This window comes from Tessaracoccus defluvii, assembly GCF_014489575.1.
In the GTDB taxonomy this organism is placed as follows: domain Bacteria; phylum Actinomycetota; class Actinomycetes; order Propionibacteriales; family Propionibacteriaceae; genus Arachnia; species Arachnia defluvii.
Genome location: NZ_CP060789.1, coordinates 1,197,310 through 1,219,419 on the forward strand (window position 1 = coordinate 1,197,310; position 22,110 = coordinate 1,219,419).

Here is a 22,110-nt window from a genome sequence, read left to right on the forward strand (position 1 = left end):
AGCGGGAGTTTCTCGGTGGGCGATGCCAGGTTTGAACTGGCGACCTCTTCCGTGTCAGGGAAGCGCGCTACCACTGCGCCAACCGCCCGAGGTGGAGACGGGATTTGAACCCGTGTACACGGATTTGCAGTCCGTTGCCTCGCCTCTCGGCCACTCCACCGGGATGGAGGTTTTTCCCTTCCCGTACTGGGTCGGGAGAGACTGATCTCCGAGCGGACGACGAGATTCGAACTCGCGACCCTCACCTTGGCAAGGTGATGCTCTACCAACTGAGCCACGTCCGCATTGCGCTTCTCGTCTTGGCCCTCTCGGACCGCCTCGTTCGGCGCGTTGAGAACTCTAGCGCACCTTTTCCGGGCATGCAAAACCGGCCTTCGTCAGCGCGATTTCACGCTCAGACGCAGCCAGACGACCCCGCTGTCCGGCCATGCCGGCACGTGCGAGCCCCGCCCACCCGGACCGCCGGCCGGGCAATCCGGACCTGCAGGGAGGCGCCTGATCATCACGGGAGGCGCCGGACCCACCAGGAGGCGCCTGATGCCACGTCGAACCCCGGGCCCGCCACGCCGCACGACCCCCGCGTTCGCAATCTTCCGCGAGTTCCACTAAACTCCTGCTTCGCAAGGGCGATTGGCGCAGTGGTAGCGCGCTTCGTTCACACCGAAGAGGTCGGCGGTTCGAAACCGCCATCGCCCACTCTGCTCCCTGCTGAAGCAGACCCCCTCCATGGCTCCGCTTCAGCGCGGGCGAGATGAGAGAGAGGCGATGACTGCACCAGCGATCGTGCTTGTAGCCGGTGGCCCCGACGAGGCCCCGGTTACCGACGCTTTCCGCCTGATTGCCGCCTCCCTCCGGAAGGCGCGCCCCGATCTGCGGATCCGCCTCGCACGACTCGGCGGCGTCTCCCCAGCACTGCCCGACGTCATCGCCGACCTTGCCAACCACGATGTCGGCGAGGCGGTTCTTGTCCCACTTGACCTCGTGTCCGCAGCGGGACACGACGAGGAACTCGATACCTTCCCCCACTCACCCGACATCCACATCGCCGTCAGCCGCCCCATCGGCCCCGCCAGCGAGGTGCTGAACATCCTCGACGAGCGCGTGCGCGAGGCCCTGCACCGCGGCGGCGCCCTCGAGGTCGACGGGCTCGTCCTGTCCGCACCCGCCGGAGGCGACGTCCGTGGCACCTCGCTGCTCGGTCGCCGCGCCCGTCAGTGGTCGGCCCACCACCGCCTTCCGGTCCAGGTCGCGGTCGACGACGGAGACGGTCGTGCCACCGCCGCCGCGGTCGCCTCCCTGCGGGGGCAGGGACGTCGCCACATCGCCGTCGGCAGTGTGTACCTCACCCCCACGGGTGCGTACGTGAACCAGCAGCAGGCGGCACTCCGGGCCGGCGCGATCGCCGTCACGGCCCCGGTCGGAGACACCGCCCACCTGGGCCGTCTGATCCTGGCCCGGTACGCCTTCGGCGCGATGGAACTGCTGGACGGCACCCCGACGCAGCTGAAGGTCGACGATCTGGACGGCGAGGAGTAGACCCGGCCCGCTTCGAAGCCCCGCCCGTCTCACGGCGCGCATAGGATCGATGCATGACCGAGCAGTACACCCCCAAGCTGATGCGGCCCGACGCCCAGTGGCGCGAGCAGCTGAACGACCTCGAGTACCGGGTTCTCCGCCAAGGCGGCACCGAGGCCCCGTTCACGGGCGAGTACACCGACACCGAGGACGAGGGCGTCTACGAATGCCGCGGGTGCGGCGCGGAGCTGTTCCGCAGCAACGAGAAGTTCCACTCCCACTGCGGCTGGCCGAGCTTCTTCTCGCCGCTCGCCGAGGATCGTGTCCGCTACCTCGAGGACCGGTCCCTGCCAGGTCGACCCCGAGTGGAGGTCCGCTGCGGTACCTGCGACGGGCACCTCGGGCACGTCTTCGAGGGCGAGGGCTACGACACGCCCACCGACCTGCGCTATTGCATCAACTCGGTCAGCCTCCGACTGCGCCGGAGCTAGATCGGCGCGCCTTCCGGGACCGGCCGCACGCCCGTCCTACGCTGACGACGTGCCACCCAACGTGAGCGGGCCCGTCCCCGAGGTGTTCGCCAGGTCCCTGCGCGAACTCAGCATCATGCCCTGGCGACCACACTTCGTCGTCGACGAGATCGGCTCCCCGCAGCGCATTGCGCCGTATGCCGTCGCCGTCAGCGGAGAGTTGGAGGGCGATGAGGATCCGCGCGCGCTAGGTCGGTTGATCCTGCTCCATGACCCCGCCGGCAACTCGGCCTGGGGTGGCACGTTCCGCCTCGTCACCTACGCCAAGGCGGAGGTCGAGATCGAGATGGTCACCGACCCCCTGCTTCCCGACGTCACCTGGTCCTGGTTTACTGAGTCCCTGGAAAGCACCGGCGCCATCGCCACGGCGATCGCCGGAACCGTCACGTCCTCCTATAACAGGGGTTTCGGCGAGATGAGCGACGCCGACCGCGCCGAGGTGGAGCTCAGGTGCTCATGGACGCCGACACTCGACGCGACCCGCACCCTGACCCCACACCTGAAAGCTTGGCAGAATCTGATGTTCCACATCGCCGGCGAACCCATCCTCCCGACGGGGATCGCGACACTGCCCACCGCCCGATGAACTACGTTGAGACATCCCGCGAACCACTTCGCCCCGTCGTCGACACGCCGTCGGCCCTGGACGACTGCCTGGCGTCGCTGCGCGTCGGCAGCGGCCCGGTCGCCTTCGACACCGAACGCGCGCACGGACACCGGTACTGGCCGAAGGCGTACCTGCTGCAGATCCGGCGCGAGGGTTCCGGCACCTGGCTGATCGATCCGATCCCGTTCGAGGGGACGGACCGCGGCCCGCGCGAACTGATCGACGCGTGTGGTGACGCCACGTGGATCATCCACTCGGCCAGCCAGGACCTTCCCTGCATGGCCGAACTCGGTATCATCCCGCCCACCATCTTCGACACTGAGCTTGCGGCCCGACTCCTGGGCAAGCCGTCGGCCGGCCTCGGTCCGCTGCTGCTGAACGAGCTCGGCCTGCATCTGCGGAAGGCCCACTCGGCCGACAACTGGTCGCGACGGCCCCTGCCGACCTCCTGGCTCATCTACGCCGCCCTCGACGTGGACTACCTGCTGCTCCTGGCCGAACTGTTGCGGGAGCAGCTCGTCGCGTCGGGTCGCGCCGAATGGGCCGCCCAGGAGGACGCCGAGACACTGCGCCGGTACGGCACCATCGCCAAGCCGAAGGAGGATCCGTGGCGTCGTCTCACCGGACTGAGCACACTGCGCACCGGCAGGCAGCTGGCCGTCGCGCGCGCCCTGTGGGAAGCCCGTGACTCCGTCGCCCAGCGCCGTGACCGTCCGCCGACCTGGATCCTCCCAGACAAGGCCATCATCGAGGCGGCGACCCGCTCCCGCGACGAGGTGCTGTCGCGCTCCGCGGCGGAGCAGACCGGTCTCGGTGCCACCCCCGGACGGCGCTTCCTCAGCAACTGGCTCGCAGCCCTTGACAGCGTCCGGGCCATGGAGGAGCAGAACTTCCCGCCCCGCAAGCAGAAGTCGCAGGGCGTGCCGCTCCCCCGGTCGTGGGACCGCATCAACCCGGCGGCAGCGGACCGCTGGGCCGCTGCCCGCCCCGTCATCGACGAGCTGGCCTGCGACCTCGGCCTGTCGCAGCCGAGCCTCATCGGACCACCCAAGGTGCTCCAGGAGGCCCTCTTCAGCGATGAGCCGGCCACGGAGGAACGGCTGCTGAGCCTCGGAGCCCGCCCCTGGCAGGTCGCCTTCCTCGCTCCCGCCATCGCATACGCACTCACCGGCGATCCGGACGGTCCGCTGGACTGACGCCGAGGCGCCCGGGGTCCCTGAGGAGCGGCGAGGAATGGGCGGCGTCCCGGAGGGTTGGGGCCAGGGCGCCGGAGGTGGCAGGATTCCACCCATGCGAGTTCTTTCGATCCAGTCCTGCGTCTCCTACGGCCACGTCGGCAACTCCGCCGCGGTGTTCCCCATGCAGCGCCTCGGACACGAGGTGATGCCGGTGCACACCGTCGTCTTCTCCAATCACACGGGGTACGGCGCCTGGGGCGGGCAGCTCATCAGCGGCGACGTGGTGCGCGACATCGTGGCCGGGATCGACGCCCGCGGAGGGCTCGCCGACGTCGACCTGGTGCTGAGCGGCTACCAGGGCGGCAACGACATCGGCGACGCGATCCTCGACGCGGTGGCGCTCGTGAAGTCACGCAACCCGGAGGCGATCTACGCGTGCGACCCGGTGCTGGGCAGCGCTGCGTCCGGGTGCTTCGTCGCCCCTGAGGTGCAGACACTGATCCGTGACCGGGTCGTCCCGCAGGCGGACCTGATCACCCCGAACCAGTTCGAGCTCGGCTTCATCACGGGCACAGACCCGCACACCATCGACGAGACCCTCGCCGCCGTCGATGTCGTCCGTGCGAGCGGCCCGTCGACGGTGCTGGTCACCAGCGTGTTCCGTCCGGACGCTCCCGCCGACACGATCGAGATGCTCGCCGCGACGGCGGACGGCGCCTGGGTCGTCCAGACACCGCGGCTGCCGTTCAAGCGCAACGGCTCGGGCGACGTCGCCGCAGCACTGTTCTCCTCACACTTCCGCGGGAGCGGGGACGCTGCCGACGCGCTGGCCAGGACGGCCGGCTCCGTGTTCGGCCTGCTGCGGAACACGCACGACGCAGACGCCAGCGAGCTGCTGCTGGTGGAGTCGCAGGACGAGTACGTCGCTCCGACTACGACGTTCGCGGTGACGCAGGTTCGGTGACCGCACCGGCGGAGGGCTGGGCCAGGATCGTGCCCAGCACCTCCATCGCCACCCGGGCCGCGGTCAGGCCGACCTCCTCCAGCACCTCGTCACGGGAGCCGTGGGTCAGGAACTGCTGCGGCACACCGAAGGTGAGCACCCGCGCGGACGCATCGGCCTCGGCGAGACGGGCACGGAGCTTCTGCCCGACGCCACCCTCGACGAGGTTGTCCTCGAGCGTGACCACCAGGTCGTAGCCTGCGGCCATCCGGACCAGATCCGGACTGACCGGCAGCGCCCACAGAGGATCGACGACGGCCGCCGCGACACCCTGGTCGGCCAGTCGATCGGCGACCCCGATCGCCATGCCGACGAACTGGCCGTAGCCGACCACCAGAACCCTGGCACCCTCGGCGCGGCGCAGCACGTCGACACGCGCCGCCCCGTCACCCACATGGGCGACGGCGGGAATCTCGTCGGGCAGCCGTTCCTTCGAGTACCGGATCACGGTGACGGCGTCGTCCACGTCGACGGCGCGGTCCAGCGCCTCGACGAGCCGGGTCTGGTCGCGCGGGGCGGCGAGCTGCAGCCCCGGCACGAGGCCGAGCAGCGACATGTCCCACATGCCGTTGTGGCTGGCGCCGTCCGTTCCCGTGACGCCGGCACGATCCAGTGTGATCGTGATGCCCGTCCGGTGGAGGGACGCGTCGAGGAGGACCTGGTCGAAGGCACGGTTCAGGAACGTGGCATACAGCGCGACGACGGGATGCAGCCCCGCCCGCGCCAGGCCTGCCGCCGAGACGATCGCATGCTGCTCGGCGATGCCGACGTCGTAGATCCGATCGGGGAACGCCGCGGCGAAGCGGCCGAGGCCGACGGGGTAGAGCATGGCCGCGGTGATGGCGACGACGTCGGGACGTCGCTGTCCAAGCTGCACCATGGCCTCCGCGAACGCGTCGGTCCAGGTGGCCTGCACCGACGCGGTCAGCGGTTCGCCCGTGAACTCGTTGATCTTGCCGATCGCGTGGAAGCGGTCCTCTTCGTTCTCCTCGGCGGCCTGGAAGCCGCGGCCCTTCCGGGTGACGCAGTGGACGATGACGGGCCCACCGAACTGGCGGGCCTGGGACAGGTGGTTGGTCAGCACGGCGATGTCGTGGCCGTCGATCGGGCCCGTGTACTTGATGCCGAGGTCGGAGAACATGGACTGGGGCGCCAGCACGTCCTTCACGCCGGTCTTGAAGCCGTGCATCAGGTCATAGACGGGGCGCCCGATCAGCGGGAGCCGCTGGACGGTGCGCTTGATGAGCGACAGGGTCTTCTCGTAGCGGTGATCGGTGCGCAGCCCGGCCAGGTGGTTCGCGAGGCCGCCGACGGTGGGCGTGTAGGAGCGGCCGTTGTCGTTGACGACGACCACGAGCCGCAGTTCGGGGTGATCGGCGATGCTGTTGAGGGCCTCCCACGCCATGCCGCCCGTCAGGGCACCGTCTCCGACGACGGCGACGACCGTGCGCTTCTCGCCCCGCAGGGCATAGCCCTTCGCGAGCCCCTCGGCCCAGGACAGCGCCGTCGAGGCGTGCGAGTTGGAGACCCAGTCGTGCTCCGACTCGGCCGGCTCCGGGTAGCCGGAGAGCCCTCCGCGCTGCCGCAGCCGGTCGAAGCCCTCCAGCCGGCCGGTCAGCATCTTGTGCACATAGCTCTGGTGTCCGGTATCGAACACCACGGGATCGTTCGGCGAGTCGAACACCTTGTGGATGGCGAGGGTGAGCTCGACGACACCCAGATTGGGCCCGAGGTGGCCGCCGGTGCGGCTCACCTTGGTGATCAGGAAGGATCGGATCTCGTCAGCGAGGTCCTCCAGCTGTCGTCGTGACAGCGTGCGGAGATCTCGTGGGCCGGTGATCGAATCCAACAAAGACATGGGGTCCATAGTAGAACGAAACGGCCAGGGCGCTGGGACAACGTGCCCCGGCCCCCGCCGTCCATCGCGAGGCGACTTTGCCGGCGGGCGGAACCCTCAGCCCCAGCTGAAGGCTCCGCCCGAGACCCGGGACGGCCAACTACAACTTCGGGGTGAAGCGTGCGTCCCGGAGAGCCTGATCGACCAGGTCCACACCGCGGGCGACGCGGGTCAGCCGCGCCTCCTCCTGTTGGAGGACGGTGGCGGCCTGATCGGCCGTCGCCGTATCGACGACACCGGACAGAGAGGTCCGCACCCCCTGCAGCCCTGCCCTGGTCGCCACGAGTTGGGAGGCTACGAACTCGCGTGCCAGGCCCGCCAGCACCACGGGGTGGCGTCGCAGCACCTGGTAGCCGCGATACTCGGACGGGCAGACGTCCAGCAGGTAGGACTCGGCCGAAGCGAGCCAGCCCGGCGCTCCGGGTGGGCGGACGGTGCCGGGCCAGCCCGGCGGGACGTAGACCCGGATTCCCTCATCTTCATCGAACATGTGTTCTATTGAACGCCAGGGGTCCGACAAAGTAAACCTCCCGCCCTTCACCTGTGCACAAGCGGCCGTCTCGCCGTCGCACGAGGCCGCGGGGTGCCACGAAGTGACGCCGTTACAGTGGCCCGCATGACCGAAGCTGACAACGGCACACGCTCCGATCGGCTCGACCGGCTCCCCTTCACCCGCCGGCACCTGAAGGTGCTCACCGGCTCGGGCATCGGCTGGGCCCTCGACGCCATGGACGTCGGCCTGATCTCCTTCATCATCGCGGCGCTGGCAGCCCAGTGGGGCCTCACACCCACCGAGCGGTCCTGGATCGCCTCGATCGGATTCGTCGGGATGGCGCTGGGCGCCAGCCTCGGCGGGCTGCTCGCCGACCGGTTCGGACGCCGTCACATCTTCGCCGTCACACTGCTCATCTACGGCCTCGCGACCGGAGCCAGCGCGCTGGTCGGTGCACTGGGGGCGCTTCTCGTCCTGCGCTTCGTCGTCGGCCTGGGACTCGGCGCGGAACTGCCTGTCGCCTCGACGTATGTCAGCGAGTTCGCGCCGGCCCGGATGCGCGGCCGGATCATCGTCATCCTCGAGGCGTTCTGGGCCGTCGGCTGGACCGCCTCGGCACTCATCGGCTATTTCGTCATCCCCACCTCGGACGACGGCTGGCGCTGGGCTTTTGCGATCGGGGCGATCCCCGCCGCCTATGCCCTCGCTGTGCGCTGGGGGCTGCCCGAGTCGGCCCGCTGGCTGGAGCGTCGCGGCCGGCACGCCGAGGCCGAGGCGGTGGTGCGCCAGTTCGAGGAGTCGGCAGGCCTGCCCGCGCCTGGGCCCAGCGCTGAGGACAGAGGCAGCCAGGAGCCTGCAGACGGCGTTGCCCAGCAGGCCGCTCCCCCGGCCCCCGTCGAGCCTGCGATCGGCGCCGGCGGACGTCTCGCCGGCCTGTGGTCGGTCGAGTTCCGGCGTCGGACGCTCAGCCTCTGGCTGGTGTGGTTCTGTGTGAACTTCGGCTACTACGGCGCTTTCATCTGGATTCCGTCGATCCTGGTCGGCAAGGGCTATGACCTCGTCTCGTCGTTCGGATTCACGCTGATCATCACGCTCGCGCAACTGCCCGGCTACGCGGTGGCCGCCTGGCTCATCGAGGCCTGGGGGCGGCGCCCGACACTGTCGACCTTCCTCGTCGGGTCGGCCGCCTCCGCCGTCGCCTTCGGCCTCGCCGAGGGCGAGACGGCGATCATCGCAGCCGGCATGGCGCTGTCATTCTTCAACCTGGGCGCCTGGGGCGCGCTGTACGCCGTCTCGCCGGAGATGTACCCCACGTCGCTGCGCGGCACGGGCACGGGATGGGCGGCAGGCGTCGGACGGATCGCGTCCATCATCGCCCCGCTGTGCGTCCCGGCACTGCTGCAGGTCGGGGTCTCTGTGCTGTTCGCCGTGTTCGCGGGCTTCTTCGTGGTGGCGGCGGTGGCGGCGTGGGGCCTGGTCGACGCGGCGGGCCGGTCGCTCGACGACCGCTGAGGACCGGCACGAGCGTCTCGAAGGAGCATCGCTCCCCGCCCTTCGACAAGCTCAGGCGGTCCCTGAGGAGCCCGAGGAACGAGGGCGTCTCGAAGGGGACCACCCTTCGACAAGCTCAGGGACCACCCTTCGACAAGCTCAGGCCCGGAACGAGGGCCTCGAAGGACTACCGCTCCCTGAGGAGCTCGTGCCCTTCGACAAGCTCAGGACCCGGTACGAGCGTCTCGAAGGGGGCCCGCCAATCAACAAACACCCCAACAAACAGACGACAAACTCTTGATCTGATAATCGCCCGGATGTACAATTAATTATGAGTTTGTCCGACCACACCAACACCCTCAGCCGCTGGGAGGAAGCGGCGGAGCGTGCGGGTGTGATTGCCGGGCAGTTGGCCCAGTTGAACAACGAACTCATCGCCCTGACCGCAGAGGTTCTCGACACATTCACCTGGGCCGAGAATGGCATCCAATCGCCCGAGCACTGGCTCAGTGTGATGTGTGCGACGTCTCCGGCGCGGGCTCGTGACATTGTCGCGATCGCCCGCCGCCGCGGCGAGTTCCCCGTGTTGGAAGAGAAGATGGCCGCCGGCACCGTCAGTCTGGACCAGATGACCGTGGTCGCCCGCAACGTTCCCGCCGCCTACAGCGATGCGGTCTCCGTGTTTGTTGAGCATGCCACGGTGCAGCAGTTGCGTCGGGCGTTGCCGAAGTACGGCTTCGAAGAGCCACCTGACGAGTACGAAACGCCGAGGCCCGGCCCGTCTGGTGATGAGGGGCCTACGTTGCAGATGGGCACGCTGGGGGGCCGGTTCCAGCTGCGCTACGAAGCCGACGCCCTCGAAGGCGCCCTGGTCGAACAAGCCCTCCGCGAAGCGAAAGACGCCCTGTTCACCGCCGGTCACACCGAGGCCACGTTCGCTGACGCGATCCTGGAGGTCGCGTCCCGCTCCCTCAGCTCGGTCGAATCCGGGTCACGCCGGCAGCATTACAAGGTGCTGGTCCACCTCGAAGCCGACGGCAAGGGCTGGATCAACAAGCAGGGTGCCTTGCCGGCGCATCTGGTGGAGCGGATCACGTGTGACGGCAGCATCCGGCCGGTGTGGTTGAAGAACGCGTCGCCGGTGTCGGTGGGACGCTCGATGCGGATCGTCCCCGACCGGACCAGGAAACTGGTGGAGGATCGTGACGGCGGCTGCCGGTATCCCGGCTGCCCGGTGACCCGGTTCCTCGAGAATCATCACCTGAGTTGGACCTCTTTAGTGCCCCAGCTCCCGGAGCATCTCTGCGGTGGCTTCGGGGATCGCGGGCTCTGCTTGGAGTTGTTGGTCGCCGATGCTGATGGTGACGTGCTGCAGGGGTCGTAGGGTCTGGATGATTCTGCGGATGCTCCAGCCTGTGCGGTCTTGGAGGTCGCGTGCGATGGCCAGGGCGGTGAACACGATCGTGAGGTGGGCCTCGATCGCGTCTCTGGTGCGGTGGAAGATCGGACGCGCAGCGAGGTCTGTCTTGGACATCCGGAACGACTGTTCGACGTGCCAGAGGTCGTGGTAACTCCCGATCACTTCACCGGCGCTCATCGTGGTGGCCGGGATGTTGGTGACGTAGCCCTTCAGCCCGACCAGCGCGGTCGCGCGATCCAGCGATGGTTGATCGAGACTGGAGTGCTGGCCGCTGGTTTTGACGAAGCGGGCCTTCTTCGCCGTTCGGCGTCCTTCGATGATGTCAAGGGCGCGGTCCTGCTGCAGTGTGAGGGTATGACGGTCCCGAACGGCGCGTTTCCGGGAGAACTGCCAAACAGCCCGCCAGGCCTGAGGGTGTTCGGTGGGATCCCAGACGGGCTCGGCCCGGCGCCGTAGCCGGTCGGGATCGGGTGTGCGGGCTGGGGTGGTGATGGTGTCGATGATCTGTCCATCGGTGAACGCGGTCCCGTGCCAGTGGAAATGTCCGGCCAGGTCCAACGGTGCCTTGGCCATCCGGGACCCGACGATGAACCGTAGACCGGCCTCATTGAGGGCCTGCAGGTTGGTCGCTGACAGCATCCCAGCGTCAGCAACGACGACCATGTCAGCGACCTGGTTGCGTTCCTGGAACGCTTTGATCACGGGAATGATGGTGCGGGTCTCGGGTTTGTCGCCTTCGAAGCAGGCGATCTCGAGCGGGAAACCGCTGCGGTCGACCAGGAGCCCGACCACGATCTGAGGGTCGACCCGGCGTTCCTTGCTGAACCCGACTTTGCGGAGCGTGTCCTCCTTCTCCGCTTCGAAGTAGAGCGTGGTCACGTCGTAGAGGAGCAGTGACACGTCACCACCACGCTCAGACCACACGTGCTCGAAGCAGGCCTGCTGCACCAGGGTGCGATAGTCCTTCGTAGCGCAGCGTTTCAGTGACCGTTTGACCGTGGAGAGATGGACAGGTTCGAGCCCGAGCTCACTGATGACGCGGAGACTGTCGAGTTTGGAGGTCGGCTCCACCAACCGGGCAAGGACCAGCTGGAAGAACGCCTCGTCAGCCACCACATCGAACCCAAGCCAGCGCCAGGAGTCCCGCAGGACGTCGACCAGCAGCCGAGAGACCTTGCCCTCCACTATCGCTGCGCCAGCACGAGGCCGTCCACCAGCGCCGGTGTCGAAGTCCAACTCCGGCTGGTTCGCTGCGAGTTTGTCACGGCCAGCCTGCATCAAGGCTGCCAACTCGGCTTCGGAATGAGCCGACCCGAGATGCTCGACGATCCTGCGGACCCCGCGTTGCTTCTCCACGATCTGGACCGCCGTAGCCCCGGAAGCTGTCTTCACCTTCCGCAGGAACGGGCTCATGACCAGATTCTACCGGGGTTTTTAGTGCCCCGAACCACGCCACAGAATCGTCCTGACAAGCAGCGATACACCTCGAGGCATCAAAAATCAGGCCGAGAGGTCCAACTCAGGCCGGACCAGGAAACTGGTGGAGGATCGTGACGGCGGCTGCCGGTATCCCGGCTGCCCGGTGACCCGGTTCCTCGAGAATCATCACAAGCGTCACTGGAGCAAAGGCGGGGCCACCGATATCGATGAGTTGATCTCGCTGTGTACGCATCATCACCGGGAACATCACCGGGGCGAGTTCACCATCGAGGGGAATCCGAACCGGCCCGACGGGTTGATCTTCAAAGCGAGATATGGCTGGGAGATCGAGCCGCATATTCCGGATCCGGTCCCGCCGCCGCGTCACGATCCGCCGGACCAGCAACCCGTCCGGGGCTGGACCATGGACTCCACCCTGTATCTCCGACCCAACAAGCCCCCGGCACCCACCGACACATACTGAGACGGGTTCTGTGGCCGTGCCCGGCCACGGCAGCATCCTTCCGCCGGCCGCGTCCTAACGGACGCGTCACCCCATCATTCTGACCCCGGCCCATTTCAGCGCAGGGCACTGGGCGGGGATGGGCACCAGCCCTCTTTCACCCACTGCCATCTGTGAAGAGTCACGATAGATGGCAGCTCGCGACAAGCCGTCCTAGGCCTGAGGTCCACCGTGCCCTTCCTGGGCGTCACGACCAACTTGTAACGCGCTAGTTGGTCTGGGCCACGTATGCCGTGAGACCAGACCGCGGGTCAATTCGACGGGATCGGCGAACGGCCCCACGGGACATCTTGATAGAAGGTCTCCATGAAATCACTGGGCGGGTTATCTTCAGCCCTCTTAATCGAATCCATCATCGGCGTCGTCACCTCCCCTGCGATCACAGGAATCCACGTCTTCTCCTCGGCGTCACGCAGCCTCTGAAACCCGTCAAGCATGAGCCAAGTTGGGATGCTCACGAGGGAGGCGATCCAGGGAGACCACTGCACCGCAAGGAGGGCGATTACCGCAAGGAGAGGCCAGAAGACTGACAAGCGAAGTTCTCCCTCGGTCCTCACGCGATCTATTTCCATGTACACCTGTGGGAAACGCATCTGTATGCGCACCTCGACCGCAGACTGTTCCCGCCGGATGTTGCATACGTATGAGTCTCGAAGTGCTTCGAGGGTCTCGTTCTCATCTCCCACATCAGACTCCTGGATGGAAGCTGTCGCAAAGAGGCCCACGAAACCATACCGTGTCTCGCAGGAGGGTTCCCACGAGTTGGTTACTGGCGCGGTCCCTTTCCGTGCAAGTTGATCGAACTCCTCGCCGAGCCAGATGTCGATCGGCTTACGCGCCACGACAAACCCGCCAATGCCACGGATGCGCGTCCAACGCCCAGTCTGTAGTCGGGTTTGCCAGAGCGTACTCACAGACCTTACCCAGGCGTGCGCGCGAGATGGCTGACTCTCAGCGGAGTCCCCAACTCGACGCGCGGGCCACACCCTGGGGTAACTCTGTTCGATCCACCTGAATGGGGAAGATCGAACAACCAGCAGGCTGCCGACTAAGTAGGCGGCGAAAACGGCGACACCTAGCCAAGTTGACGACCCGAGCCCGAGGTGTTCAAGTCGCGCCATGAACTCCTGAGTCGAGGGGCTATTCGCCACCCTCTCCCCGAAGAGAAGCCATAAGGCGGCGGCCCAGAGCAGGCCGGTCGCCAGGGGCGTGCGAAGTTCTCGCACTCCTGGTAGTAGGGCTGTCAACATATGCCCACCTTATCTTTACTCGCCGATTGCTCATGGTTGCATTCCCGGCGGCGCCGCCGAGAGGGGCTTCGGTCCACGCACCTCCACAGCGCCTCCGCGACATATTCGTCAGCTTGGACATCGATTTGGGTCGAAGATTCCTTCGCCGGACGCTGGGCGCAGAGCAGCCAAGGCGGGCCACTCTGCGGCAGGGGTCCAGCGGCAGTCCGAGGCGACCGAGGAGACGAAGAGGGGCCGCGTCCACACGGACGCGGCCCCTCTTCTCTGCCTGGATCAGGCCTTCGCCAGCTGGCGCAGCACGTACTGCATGATGCCGCCGTTGACGTAGTAGCCGCGCTCACCGGGGGTGTCGATGCGGACAACCGCGTCGAACACGACCTCGGTACCGTCGGCACGGACCGCCGTGACCTGCATCGTCTTCGGGGTGATGCCGTCATTGAGGGCGGTCACGCCGGACACGGAGAAGGTCTCCTCGCCGCTCAGGCCCAGCGAGTCGGCCGTCTGGCCCTCGGGGAACTGGAGCGGGAGGACGCCCATGCCGATGAGGTTCGAGCGGTGGATGCGCTCGTAGCTCTCGGCGATGACCACGCGGACGCCGAGCAGCGCCGTGCCCTTGGCCGCCCAGTCACGCGACGAGCCGGAGCCGTACTCCTTGCCGGACAGCACGACGAGCGGGGTGCCCTGCTCGGCGTAGTTGACCGACGCCTCGTAGACGGTGGTGACGGGGGCGTCGGCGACGGTGAAGTCGCGGGTGAAGCCACCCTCGGTACCCGGCGCGATCTGGTTGCGCAGGCGGATGTTCGCGAACGTGCCGCGGATCATGACCTCATGGTTGCCGCGACGCGATCCGTATGAGTTGAAGTCGCGACGCTCGACGCCGTGCTCCGACAGGTACCGTCCCGCGGGCGAGTCGGCCTTGATGTTGCCTGCGGGCGAGATGTGGTCGGTGGTGACCGAGTCGCCCAGCTTCAGCAGCACGCGGGCTCCGGCGATGTCCTCGACCGGGGCCGGCTCGGCCGGCATGCCGTCGAAGTACGGGCCCTTGCGGACGTAGGTCGACGCGTCGTCCCACTCGAAGGTGTTGCCCTCCGGGGTGGGGAGCGAACGCCAGCGCTCGTCGCCGGTGAACACGTCGGCGTAGCGCGACGAGAACATGTCGGCGGAGATCGAGGAGCCGACGACGGTCTCGATCTCGTCCTGCGACGGCCAGATGTCCTTGAGGAAGACGTCCTCACCGGCGTCGTTCTGGGCGATCGGGTCGGTCAGCAGGTCGATGTCCATCGTGCCGGCCAGCGCGTAGGCGATGACGAGCATCGGCGACGCGAGGTAGTTCATCTTCACGTCGGGGCTGATGCGTCCCTCGAAGTTGCGGTTGCCGGACAGGACGGCGGCGACGGCAAGATCCTCGTCGTTGACGGCCTTCGAGATCTCCGGGATGAGCGGGCCCGTGTTGCCGATGCAGGTGACACAGCCGTAGCCGACCAGGTTGAAGCCCAGTGCGTCGAGGTACTGCGTCAGGCCGGCCTTCTCGTAGTAATCGGTGACGACCTGCGAGCCGGGAGCCAGCGACGTCTTCACCCAGGGCTTACGGGTGAGCCCCTTCTCGACGGCATTCTTCGCCAGCAGGGCGGCACCGATCATGACCGAGGGGTTCGACGTGTTGGTGCACGACGTGATCGACGCGACGGTGACGGCGCCGTTGGTCAGGCCGAAGCTCGAGCCGTCGGCCAGCGTGACGGGGACGACCTTGGCCGGGTCCGACGTGTAGAGGGGCACGTTCTCGGCGAAGTTGGTCTTCGCGTCGACGAGCTTGATGCGGTCCTGCGGGCGCTTCGGACCGGCGATGGACGGGACGACCGTCGACAGGTCCAGCTCGATGTACTCGGAGAAGACCGGCTCGACCGACGGGTCGTGCCACAGGCCCTGGGCCTTGGCGTAGGCCTCGACGAGGGCGATCTGCTCCTCGTCACGCCCGGTCAGTCGCATGTAGTCGGTGGTCTTGTCGTCGATCGGGAAGATCGCGATGGTCGAGCCGTACTCCGGGCTCATGTTGCCGATGGTGGCGCGGTTCGCCAGCGGTACTTGGGCGACGCCCTCGCCGTAGAACTCGACGAACTTGCCGACGACCTTGTGGGCGCGCAGCATCTCAGTGATCGTGAGCACGAGGTCGGTGGCGGTGGTGCCCTCGTTCAGCTTGCCCTTGAGCTTGAAGCCGACGACCCGCGGAATGAGCATGGAGACGGGCTGGCCGAGCATGGCCGCCTCAGCCTCGATGCCACCCACACCCCAGCCGACGACGCCCAGGCCGTTGACCATGGTGGTGTGCGAGTCGGTGCCGACGCAGGTGTCGGGGTACGCCTGCAGGACGCCGTCGACCGTGCGCGGGAAGATGACGCGGGCCAGGTGCTCGATGTTGACCTGGTGCACGATGCCGGTGCCCGGGGGGACGACCTTGAAGTTGTCGAATGCCGTCTGGCCCCAGCGGAGGAACTGGTAGCGCTCGCGGTTGCGCTGGTACTCGATGTCGGTGTTCTGCTGGAACGCGCTGGCCACGCCGAATACCTCAGCGATGACGGAGTGGTCGATGACCATCTCGGCGGGCGACAGCGGGTTCACCTTGTCCGGGTCGCCGCCGAGGGCGACGACGGCCTCACGCATCGTGGCGAGATCCACGACGCAGGGCACGCCGGTGAAGTCCTGCATGATCACGCGGGCGGGCGTGAACTGGATCTCGTGGTCGGGCTCGGCCGACGGGTCCCAGTTACCGAGGAACTCGATGTCGGCCTTGGTGATGTTGGCGCCGTCCTCCGTGCGGAGCAGGTTCTCCAGCAGCACCTTCAGGCTGAAGGGCAGCTTCGCCGAGCCCTCGACGGCGTCCAGCCGGAAGATCTCGTAGCTGGTCCCGTTGACGTCGAGGCTGCTCCTCGCCCCGAAACTGTTGACGCTCATCCTTCTCCTTCAAACATGGCGACAGGCAAATTCTCTTGACATCAAGATACCACGCTGGATCGTCGTGGCGCGCCTGGGCCGGACGGCACCAATCCTATGCCCGAACGGTCCGCGTCAGGCGGAGCGGCGCAGGATCGCGACGCACTCGACGTGGTGCGTCATGGGGAACAGGTCGAAGCCACGGATGGACGTCGGCGCGTACCCCTCCTCCGCGAAGGTCGCCAGGTCACGGCCCAGTGCGGCCGGGTCACAGGCCACGTAGGCGATGGCCCGCGGTTCCCGCGCAACGACGGCACGGACCATGTCGGCGCCGGCGCCCTTGCGGGGCGGGTCCAGGACCACCAGATCGACCTGGCGCGGCAGCCTGGCCGCGGCCCGCTCCATGGGCTGGTCGATGAAGGTCGCCTCCGGCACGTTGTGGCGGGCGGCGGCGACTGCCTGCCGCGAGGCCTCGACCCCAGTGACGGTGCAGCCCGCGTCCACCAGCGCCCCGGCGAACAGGCCGACACCGCAGTAGAGATCCAGCGCGCTCTCCCCCGGCCGCGGGTTCAGTCCCTCCAGGACGACGTCGCAGAGCACGTCGGGGGCCGAGCGGTGCGACTGCCAGAAGCCGTTCGCGGCGACCAGGAAGTCCCTGCCCTGCGCGCTCTGCCGCACCGGGTCGGGTCCGAGTCGACGGCGCGGCCCCAGCACCGCGGTCCCGTTGTCGGCGACCGCCACCACGACCTCGCCGCCGGGCTCGGCCACGGCCGCGATGTCCGGGTAGGGCAGGTCGACGGCGATCAGGCAGCCCTGTGGCGGCAGCGCGACGATCTCGTGGCTGCGGCGCCCGCGGAAACCGACGTTGCCGTCGTCGTCGGTGGCGAAACGCAGCCGGGTGCGCCAGCCGGTCAGTCCACCGTCGACCGCCTCGACGCGCCCGTCCCACTCGATGCCGGCGAGTCGCTGCAGCTGCTCGGCGACGACGGCCGTCTTCAGGTCGAGCTGGGTGGACGCGTCGGCGTGCTGCCAGTCGCAGCCGCCGCAGCGCCCCGCAACCGGGCAGGGTGGCTCGACGCGACCGGGCGCGGCCTCGAGCACCTCGACGACCTCGCCGCGATCGAAGCGCTTGCCGGTCTGCGTGACGTCGACGCGGACGCGTTCGCCGGGCAGTCCCCCGGTGACGAAGACGACCTTCCCCTCGGTGTGGCCGACCACGATGCCGCCGTGGGCTACGCGCTCCAGCGTCAGTTCGATACTCATCGACGTACCCTCGTCTCTGTCGCCTTGCGGGCCCGGTCGCGTCGCGCCCCGGAGCTCCGCAGCTGGTAGGGCACGGACGTGACCATGACGCCGGTCATGAAGTGGAGTCGCGTGCGGATCAGGAGCGCCGTCTGGTTGTGCAGGAGCTGCTCCCACCAGTGGCCGACGACATACTCCGGGATGTAGACGCTCACCACGTCGCGCGGGTTCTCCGTGCGTAGCTCACTGACGAACTTGATGAACGGGCCGGTGATCTCCCGGTAGGGCGAGGAGATCACCTTCAGCGGAATGCCGAAGTCCTCGGCCTCCCACTCGTCGAGGATCCGCTCTACCTGCTCGTCGTCGATCGCAACGGCGACGGCGGTAAGCGTCGTCGGGCGCGTCGCCCTGGCGAACGCGATCGCCTTCGCCGTCGGCAGGTTCACCCGCTGGACGAGGACCACGGAACGCACCCTGCTCGGGAGGGCACGGTCCGAATCGGAGGTGAGTGCAACCTCCTCCTCCACGGCGCGGTAGTGGTTGGAGATCGCCAGCATCAGCGCGTACATGGCCCCCATGGCCACCAGCGCGAGGTAGGCGCCGTGTGTGAACTTCGACACCAGCACCACGATGAGCACCAGTCCCGTGAGCGAGGCGCCCACGATGTTGATGATGCGCGAGCGCTTCATGCGCGACTTCTTGGCGGGCTCGTCCTCGTCCCGCAGCGCGACGGTCCAGTGCCGGATCATGCCGATCTGGCCGAGGGTGAAGGAGATGAACACGCCGACCACGTAGAGCTGGATCAGCGCGGTGACGGAGGCGTTGAAGACGAGCACGAGGACGATGGCGGACACGGCGAGCGCGACGATGCCGTTGGAGAAGGCGAGGCGGTCGCCGCGGCTGTGCAGCTGCCGGGGCAGGTAGGCGTCCTTGGCCAGGATCGAGGCCAGCGCAGGGAAGCCGTTGAAGGCGGTGTTCGCGGCCAGGAAGAGGATCAGCATGGTGGCGGTGATGACGACATAGAAGCCGGGCGCGAACCAGTCCATGAAGACGACCCGTGCCAGCTGGCCGGTCACGGTGGTCGCCGCCGAGTGGATCGTCTGGCCAGCGGCGTCGATGTAGTGCGTGCCGGTCAGCTCGTCGATCAGGTGGACCCTGGTGAGGTTCGCGAGCGTGATGATGCCCAGCAGCATCGTGATGGCGAGCGCGCCCAGCATGGCGAGAACCCGGGCAGCGTTGCGGCTCTTGGGCGGCTTGAAGGCCGGCACACCATTGCTGATGGCCTCGACACCGGTCAGGGCGGCACAGCCCGACGAGAACGCCCTGGCCAGGATCGCGATGAGTGCCCAGCCGGCGACCTCCTCGGCGCCGTCGGGACGGACCACCGTCAGGTCCGCCGTCTCGCTCATCAGGTCCTGGCCGAGTACGAAGATGCGAAAGAGACCGATGCCGATCATGGAGAGCATCGAACCCATGAACACGTAGGTGGGGAGCGCGAACGCCCCGCCCGACTCCCGCACGCCGCGGAGGTTGACGATCATGAGGAGCGCGATGACGACGGCCGCCGTGACGGCCTCGTAGCCCTCGAGGAACGGGAACATCGCCTTGGCGTTGATGACGCCGGCGGACACGGACACCGCCACGGTGAGCACATAGTCGACCAGCAGGGCGGACGCCACGGTCAGGCCTGCGTGGCGCCCGAGGTTGACCTTCGCCACCTCGTAGTCGCCGCCTCCGCTGGGATAGGCGTGCACCGTCTGCCGGTAGGACATGACGACGACGGCGATGACGACGCCGACGGCGAGCCCGACCTGCCACGAGAACATGAACCCGGCCATCCCCGCCAGGGAGAGGGTGATCAGGATCTCGTCAGGGGCGTAGGCGACGGAGCTGAGCGCGTCGGACGCGAACACGGGGAGCGCGATGCGCTTGGGCAGCAGCGTCTCGCCCAGCTGGGTGTTCGCCAGCCGGCGCCCCACCAGCATCCGCTTGACAGCCGAGAGCACGTTCACGGGGACACGCTAGACCTTGCGGGACCCAAAGTCCTAGTGACGTCGAATCAGGTCGCCCACGGACGCGTCCCCCTCGGCCAACCGGACGGCCCCCACGGTGCTATGTTCGCCATGAATCGCAAGGAGGACGAGTGCACATCGTCATCATGGGCTGCGGCCGGGTGGGCGCCATGCTGGCCACCGGCCTGGAGAAGCGCGGCCACAGCGTCGCCGTCATCGACGTGAACGTCGAGGCGTTCCGTCGGCTGGGACAGGACTTCAACGGCGTCACCATCAAGGGCGTCGGCTTCGACCGCGAGGTGCTCGAGGCGGCAGGGATCCGTCGGGCCGACGGCTTCGCCGCGGTCTCCTCCGGCGACAACTCCAACATCCTCGCGGCCCGGGTCGTGAAGGAGAACTACCACATCGACAACGTGGTGGCCCGCATCTACGACCAGGGCCGTGCAGAGGTCTACGAACGGCTCGGCATCCCGACCGTGGCCACGGTCAAGTGGACGGTGCTGCAGGTCCTGCGCCGCCTCCTGCCCGAGGGGAGCCAGCCCGTCTGGCGCGACCCGACAGGGGACGCCCGCCTGCTGCAGGTCCATGTACACGGGGGCTGGGTCGGCCGCCGGATCAGCGAGCTGTCGCGCGCAGCAGCCGCCCCCATCCCGTTCGTGCAGCGTGTCGGTCGCGGCCTGGTGCCCGACCGCGACACCATCTACCAGGACGGCGACATCCTCTTCGTGGCCTGCATGACGGAGCGCACGGACGAGCTCGAGCACCTGTTCGCCCATCCACCCGTCCAGAACTGAGGAAGCCGACATGCGCATCGCCATCGCAGGAGCCGGCAACGTCGGGCGCTCCATCGCCCGCGAGCTGCTTGCCAACGGTCACCACGTCCTGCTCATCGAACGTTCCGCCGCCGCCATCAAGCTCGACTCCGTGCCGGGAGCGGTCTGGGTCGAGGCCGACGCCTGCGAGCTGCAGTCGCTCGAGGAGGCGAACCTCGAAAGCTACGACGTCTCCATCGCGGCCACCGGCGACGACAAGGCCAACCTGGTCTACTCGCTGCTCGCGAAGACGGAGTTCGGGGTGCCCCGCACAGTCGGGCGCGTCAACCATCCCGGCAACGAGTGGATGTTCAGCGAGCAGTGGGGGGTCGACGTCTCGGTCTCCACCCCCCGTCTGATGTCGGCCCTCGTCGAAGAGGCCGTCTCGACGGGCGATCTCGTGCGGCTGCTCACCTTCAAGAAGTCGACGGCACACCTCTCTGAGGTGACTCTTCCCGAGGACAACCCGCTGGTCGGGCGACGGCTGCGTGACGTCGGCTTCCCCGGCGACGCGGTCTGCGTCGCGATCATCCGCGACGGCGCTCCCCTGACCCCCGAGCGGGACCGAGCCTTCGAGGCCGGCGACGAGCTGCTGTTCATCGTCACGCAGGAGTCCGAGGCCGAGCTCATCGATATGCTGGGCGGCGACGACCTCGACGCCGAACAGGACTGACGCCGAACGACGCGGCGGGCGTCAGCCCCGCAGGATCTCGTAGTCGGGGTTGTAGATGACCGGATGCCCCTCGACCGCGGCCAACCGGCCCGTGACGCGGATGTGGCGCCCGGGCAGCAGGCAGCTGAGCCGGTCCCGGCCCATCCAGATCAGCCGGAGCGTGCCCGTGCCGTCGTTCATCTCGGCCTCGAGCCAGCCGTTGTCGGCGTCGGAGGTCACCGATGTGACGGTGCCCTGGAGCCTGACGACCGATCGGGGCGGGCTGTCCGCCAGCGTCTGGCAGCCGGAGTCCTCCGCGGATTCCCGCAGTTCGGTCGCCTCCAGCTCCTCCGCCGTGAGGAAGAAGCGTCGCAGTTTCTCGCTCAGCGGCTGGTGGCCCATGGCCGCTACTCCTGTTCCGGCATCCGCAGCGCCAGAGCGCTCCCCGGCGCGGCGGGCTGGGTCCCGCGGCGGACGACGAGGTTGCTGAAGAACTCGAACAGCGCCACCTGGGCGTCCTCGTTCTCGGGCTCGAACGTCGCCTTGCCGAGCAGGACGCCCCGCAGCAGCCACCCGGGCCCGGACACGAGCCAGGTGCGCGAGACGTGGAGCGCCTTGCGGCCCTCGGGGTCGGTGACCGGCACGGCGCGGCGCATCTCGGCACCGAACGGGCCCTCGACCAGCTTGACCTGGCCACCCTGCGCGACGGTGCTCTTCGCGATCTCCGCCCGCACCTCGTCGGCCATGGACGACTTGTTGGGGCCCGCGAACAGCGAGACCTCGAGGCCCGACTGACCGTCACCGACGAGGATGGACTGCACGCCCTTCGACTCGCGGTGCACGTTGAGCTGCATGGTCATCCCCTCGAACGGGGTGGCGACCAGCGCGCCGAAGTCGACCCGCTTGACGTCGTCGGCGTCGAGGTCCACCTCGGAGATGTCGAAGGGGCCCTCGGTACGGGTGAAGGCGGCGTCCCACTCACGGGCCTGGAGCTCCTCGGGGGACAGTTCCTCGCCGGGCGCGACGTCGGCGTCGACGTCGTCGTCCTCGGGCATCGCGGTCTCTTCGGGGGCCTGCTCCTCGCGGAGATCGTCCTCGACGGCGTTCCCGCGCTTCCTGCGACCGAAAATCATGCTGT

At 67.8% G+C, this 22,110-nt stretch carries 19 protein-coding genes and 4 tRNA genes; 11 read left to right on the forward strand and 12 right to left on the reverse strand.

Annotated elements, in window-relative coordinates; genetic code table 11:
* Positions 1–16: 16 nt before the first annotated feature.
* The 3 genes from H9L22_RS05745 to H9L22_RS05755 all read right to left on the reverse strand — a co-directional run bounded on the left by H9L22_RS05745 (position 17) and on the right by H9L22_RS05755 (position 284).
* A tRNA-Val gene (locus tag H9L22_RS05745) sits at positions 17–88 on the reverse strand.
* A 1-nt stretch (position 89) separates the two neighbouring features.
* Positions 90–160: transfer RNA gene (locus H9L22_RS05750), tRNA-Cys, on the reverse strand.
* Positions 161–211: 51 nt separating this feature from the next.
* A tRNA-Gly gene (locus tag H9L22_RS05755) sits at positions 212–284 on the reverse strand.
* A 340-nt stretch (positions 285–624) separates the two neighbouring features.
* Between H9L22_RS05755 and H9L22_RS05760 the strand changes: the two genes are divergently transcribed.
* The 6 genes from H9L22_RS05760 (at position 625) to pdxY (ending at position 4,794) form a co-directional block, all read left to right on the forward strand.
* A tRNA-Val gene (locus tag H9L22_RS05760) sits at positions 625–696 on the forward strand.
* 69 nt (positions 697–765) lie between these two features.
* Positions 766–1,536, forward strand: coding sequence for a sirohydrochlorin chelatase (locus H9L22_RS05765; protein WP_187721951.1), 771 nt, complete (start codon positions 766–768; stop codon positions 1,534–1,536).
* Positions 1,537–1,589: 53 nt separating this feature from the next.
* Complete coding sequence (msrB, locus tag H9L22_RS05770; protein ID WP_187721952.1) at positions 1,590–2,006, forward strand: peptide-methionine (R)-S-oxide reductase MsrB; 417 nt, start codon at positions 1,590–1,592, stop codon at positions 2,004–2,006.
* 49 nt (positions 2,007–2,055) lie between these two features.
* Positions 2,056–2,631, forward strand: coding sequence for a DUF3000 domain-containing protein (locus H9L22_RS05775; RefSeq protein ID WP_187721953.1), 576 nt, complete (start codon positions 2,056–2,058; stop codon positions 2,629–2,631).
* Positions 2,628–3,848, forward strand: a complete 1,221-nt coding sequence (locus tag H9L22_RS05780) for an HRDC domain-containing protein (RefSeq protein WP_187721954.1) — start codon at positions 2,628–2,630, stop codon at positions 3,846–3,848. The genes H9L22_RS05775 and H9L22_RS05780 overlap by 4 nt, the downstream gene beginning before the upstream one ends.
* Before the next feature lie 94 nt (positions 3,849–3,942).
* Complete coding sequence (gene pdxY / locus H9L22_RS05785) at positions 3,943–4,794, forward strand: pyridoxal kinase PdxY (RefSeq protein ID WP_187721955.1); 852 nt, start codon at positions 3,943–3,945, stop codon at positions 4,792–4,794.
* Here the strand turns inward: pdxY and dxs are convergent.
* Entirely contained in the window at positions 4,763–6,700 is a 1,938-nt protein-coding gene (dxs, locus tag H9L22_RS05790; RefSeq protein WP_226966153.1) for a 1-deoxy-D-xylulose-5-phosphate synthase, read from the reverse strand. The genes pdxY and dxs overlap by 32 nt on opposite strands.
* A gap of 130 nt (positions 6,701–6,830) precedes the next feature.
* The gene (locus H9L22_RS05795) at positions 6,831–7,220 is read right to left on the reverse strand and encodes a hypothetical protein (RefSeq protein WP_187721957.1); all 390 of its coding nucleotides are present in this window, start codon (positions 7,218–7,220) and stop codon (positions 6,831–6,833) included.
* A 126-nt stretch (positions 7,221–7,346) separates the two neighbouring features.
* Between H9L22_RS05795 and H9L22_RS05800 the strand changes: the two genes are divergently transcribed.
* On the forward strand, positions 7,347–8,735 hold the full coding sequence (locus H9L22_RS05800) for an MFS transporter (RefSeq protein ID WP_187721958.1): 1,389 nt from the start codon (positions 7,347–7,349) through the stop codon (positions 8,733–8,735).
* A gap of 310 nt (positions 8,736–9,045) precedes the next feature.
* Complete coding sequence (locus tag H9L22_RS05805) at positions 9,046–10,098, forward strand: 13E12 repeat family protein (protein WP_187721959.1); 1,053 nt, start codon at positions 9,046–9,048, stop codon at positions 10,096–10,098.
* Here the strand turns inward: H9L22_RS05805 and H9L22_RS05810 are convergent.
* Positions 9,991–11,547: an IS1634 family transposase gene (locus tag H9L22_RS05810; RefSeq protein WP_187721960.1), complete on the reverse strand. Its 1,557-nt coding sequence runs from the start codon at positions 11,545–11,547 to the stop codon at positions 9,991–9,993. The genes H9L22_RS05805 and H9L22_RS05810 overlap by 108 nt on opposite strands.
* Positions 11,548–11,674: 127 nt before the next feature.
* Here H9L22_RS05810 and H9L22_RS05815 point away from each other — a divergent pair, with 127 nt between their 5' ends.
* Positions 11,675–12,037: an HNH endonuclease signature motif containing protein gene (locus H9L22_RS05815; protein ID WP_226966154.1), complete on the forward strand. Its 363-nt coding sequence runs from the start codon at positions 11,675–11,677 to the stop codon at positions 12,035–12,037.
* 290 nt (positions 12,038–12,327) lie between these two features.
* Here H9L22_RS05815 and H9L22_RS05820 read toward each other — a convergent pair whose 3' ends face one another.
* From H9L22_RS05820 to H9L22_RS05835, 4 genes are all read right to left on the reverse strand, one after another.
* Positions 12,328–12,918, reverse strand: a complete 591-nt coding sequence (locus tag H9L22_RS05820) for a hypothetical protein (RefSeq protein WP_187721961.1) — start codon at positions 12,916–12,918, stop codon at positions 12,328–12,330.
* 681 nt (positions 12,919–13,599) lie between these two features.
* Positions 13,600–16,275, reverse strand: a complete 2,676-nt coding sequence (gene acnA, locus H9L22_RS05825) for an aconitate hydratase AcnA (protein ID WP_187721962.1) — start codon at positions 16,273–16,275, stop codon at positions 13,600–13,602.
* Between the two features lie 114 nt (positions 16,276–16,389).
* The gene (locus tag H9L22_RS05830) at positions 16,390–17,517 is read right to left on the reverse strand and encodes a class I SAM-dependent RNA methyltransferase (protein ID WP_187721963.1); all 1,128 of its coding nucleotides are present in this window, start codon (positions 17,515–17,517) and stop codon (positions 16,390–16,392) included.
* Positions 17,514–19,508 carry an APC family permease gene (locus H9L22_RS05835; RefSeq protein ID WP_187721964.1) on the reverse strand — a complete coding sequence of 665 codons (1,995 nt, stop codon included), beginning with the start codon at positions 19,506–19,508 and terminating at the stop codon, positions 17,514–17,516. The genes H9L22_RS05830 and H9L22_RS05835 overlap by 4 nt, the downstream gene beginning before the upstream one ends.
* Positions 19,509–19,654: 146 nt before the next feature.
* On the opposite strand from H9L22_RS05835, the gene H9L22_RS05840 reads away from it, so the two are divergent.
* Together H9L22_RS05840 and H9L22_RS05845 are read left to right on the forward strand one after the other, a co-directional pair.
* Positions 19,655–20,302: a potassium channel family protein gene (locus tag H9L22_RS05840; RefSeq protein WP_187722581.1), complete on the forward strand. Its 648-nt coding sequence runs from the start codon at positions 19,655–19,657 to the stop codon at positions 20,300–20,302.
* A 10-nt stretch (positions 20,303–20,312) separates the two neighbouring features.
* Positions 20,313–20,993 carry a potassium channel family protein gene (locus H9L22_RS05845; RefSeq protein WP_187721965.1) on the forward strand — a complete coding sequence of 227 codons (681 nt, stop codon included), beginning with the start codon at positions 20,313–20,315 and terminating at the stop codon, positions 20,991–20,993.
* Positions 20,994–21,014: 21 nt separating this feature from the next.
* Here the strand turns inward: H9L22_RS05845 and H9L22_RS05850 are convergent, their stop codons facing one another.
* Positions 21,015–21,374 (reverse strand): OB-fold nucleic acid binding domain-containing protein, encoded by a 360-nt coding sequence (locus H9L22_RS05850; RefSeq protein ID WP_187721966.1) that lies wholly within the window; start codon positions 21,372–21,374, stop codon positions 21,015–21,017.
* Positions 21,375–21,379: 5 nt separating this feature from the next.
* Positions 21,380–22,105 (reverse strand): DUF3710 domain-containing protein, encoded by a 726-nt coding sequence (locus H9L22_RS05855; RefSeq protein ID WP_187721967.1) that lies wholly within the window; start codon positions 22,103–22,105, stop codon positions 21,380–21,382.
* Positions 22,106–22,110: the final 5 nt, after the last annotated feature.

What these genes read in the sequence shown, in the direction of transcription:
- H9L22_RS05855 (WP_187721967.1), bottom strand. Translation starts at nt 22,105, where the DNA reads ATGATTTTCGGTCGCAGGAAGCGCGGGAACGCCGTCGAGGACGATCTC.
- H9L22_RS05840 (WP_187722581.1), top strand. Translation starts at nt 19,655, where the DNA reads ATGGGCTGCGGCCGGGTGGGCGCCATGCTGGCCACCGGCCTGGAGAAG.
- H9L22_RS05765 (WP_187721951.1), top strand. Translation starts at nt 766, where the DNA reads ATGACTGCACCAGCGATCGTGCTTGTAGCCGGTGGCCCCGACGAGGCC.
- H9L22_RS05830 (WP_187721963.1), bottom strand. Translation starts at nt 17,517, where the DNA reads ATGAGTATCGAACTGACGCTGGAGCGCGTAGCCCACGGCGGCATCGTG.
- H9L22_RS05845 (WP_187721965.1), top strand. Translation starts at nt 20,313, where the DNA reads ATGCGCATCGCCATCGCAGGAGCCGGCAACGTCGGGCGCTCCATCGCC.
- H9L22_RS05795 (WP_187721957.1), bottom strand. Translation starts at nt 7,220, where the DNA reads ATGTTCGATGAAGATGAGGGAATCCGGGTCTACGTCCCGCCGGGCTGG.
- H9L22_RS05850 (WP_187721966.1), bottom strand. Translation starts at nt 21,374, where the DNA reads ATGGGCCACCAGCCGCTGAGCGAGAAACTGCGACGCTTCTTCCTCACG.
- H9L22_RS05805 (WP_187721959.1), top strand. Translation starts at nt 9,046, where the DNA reads ATGAGTTTGTCCGACCACACCAACACCCTCAGCCGCTGGGAGGAAGCG.
- dxs (WP_226966153.1), bottom strand. Translation starts at nt 6,700, where the DNA reads ATGGACCCCATGTCTTTGTTGGATTCGATCACCGGCCCACGAGATCTC.
- H9L22_RS05780 (WP_187721954.1), top strand. Translation starts at nt 2,628, where the DNA reads ATGAACTACGTTGAGACATCCCGCGAACCACTTCGCCCCGTCGTCGAC.
- msrB (WP_187721952.1), top strand. Translation starts at nt 1,590, where the DNA reads ATGACCGAGCAGTACACCCCCAAGCTGATGCGGCCCGACGCCCAGTGG.
- acnA (WP_187721962.1), bottom strand. Translation starts at nt 16,275, where the DNA reads ATGAGCGTCAACAGTTTCGGGGCGAGGAGCAGCCTCGACGTCAACGGG.
- pdxY (WP_187721955.1), top strand. Translation starts at nt 3,943, where the DNA reads ATGCGAGTTCTTTCGATCCAGTCCTGCGTCTCCTACGGCCACGTCGGC.
- H9L22_RS05800 (WP_187721958.1), top strand. Translation starts at nt 7,347, where the DNA reads ATGACCGAAGCTGACAACGGCACACGCTCCGATCGGCTCGACCGGCTC.
- H9L22_RS05810 (WP_187721960.1), bottom strand. Translation starts at nt 11,547, where the DNA reads ATGAGCCCGTTCCTGCGGAAGGTGAAGACAGCTTCCGGGGCTACGGCG.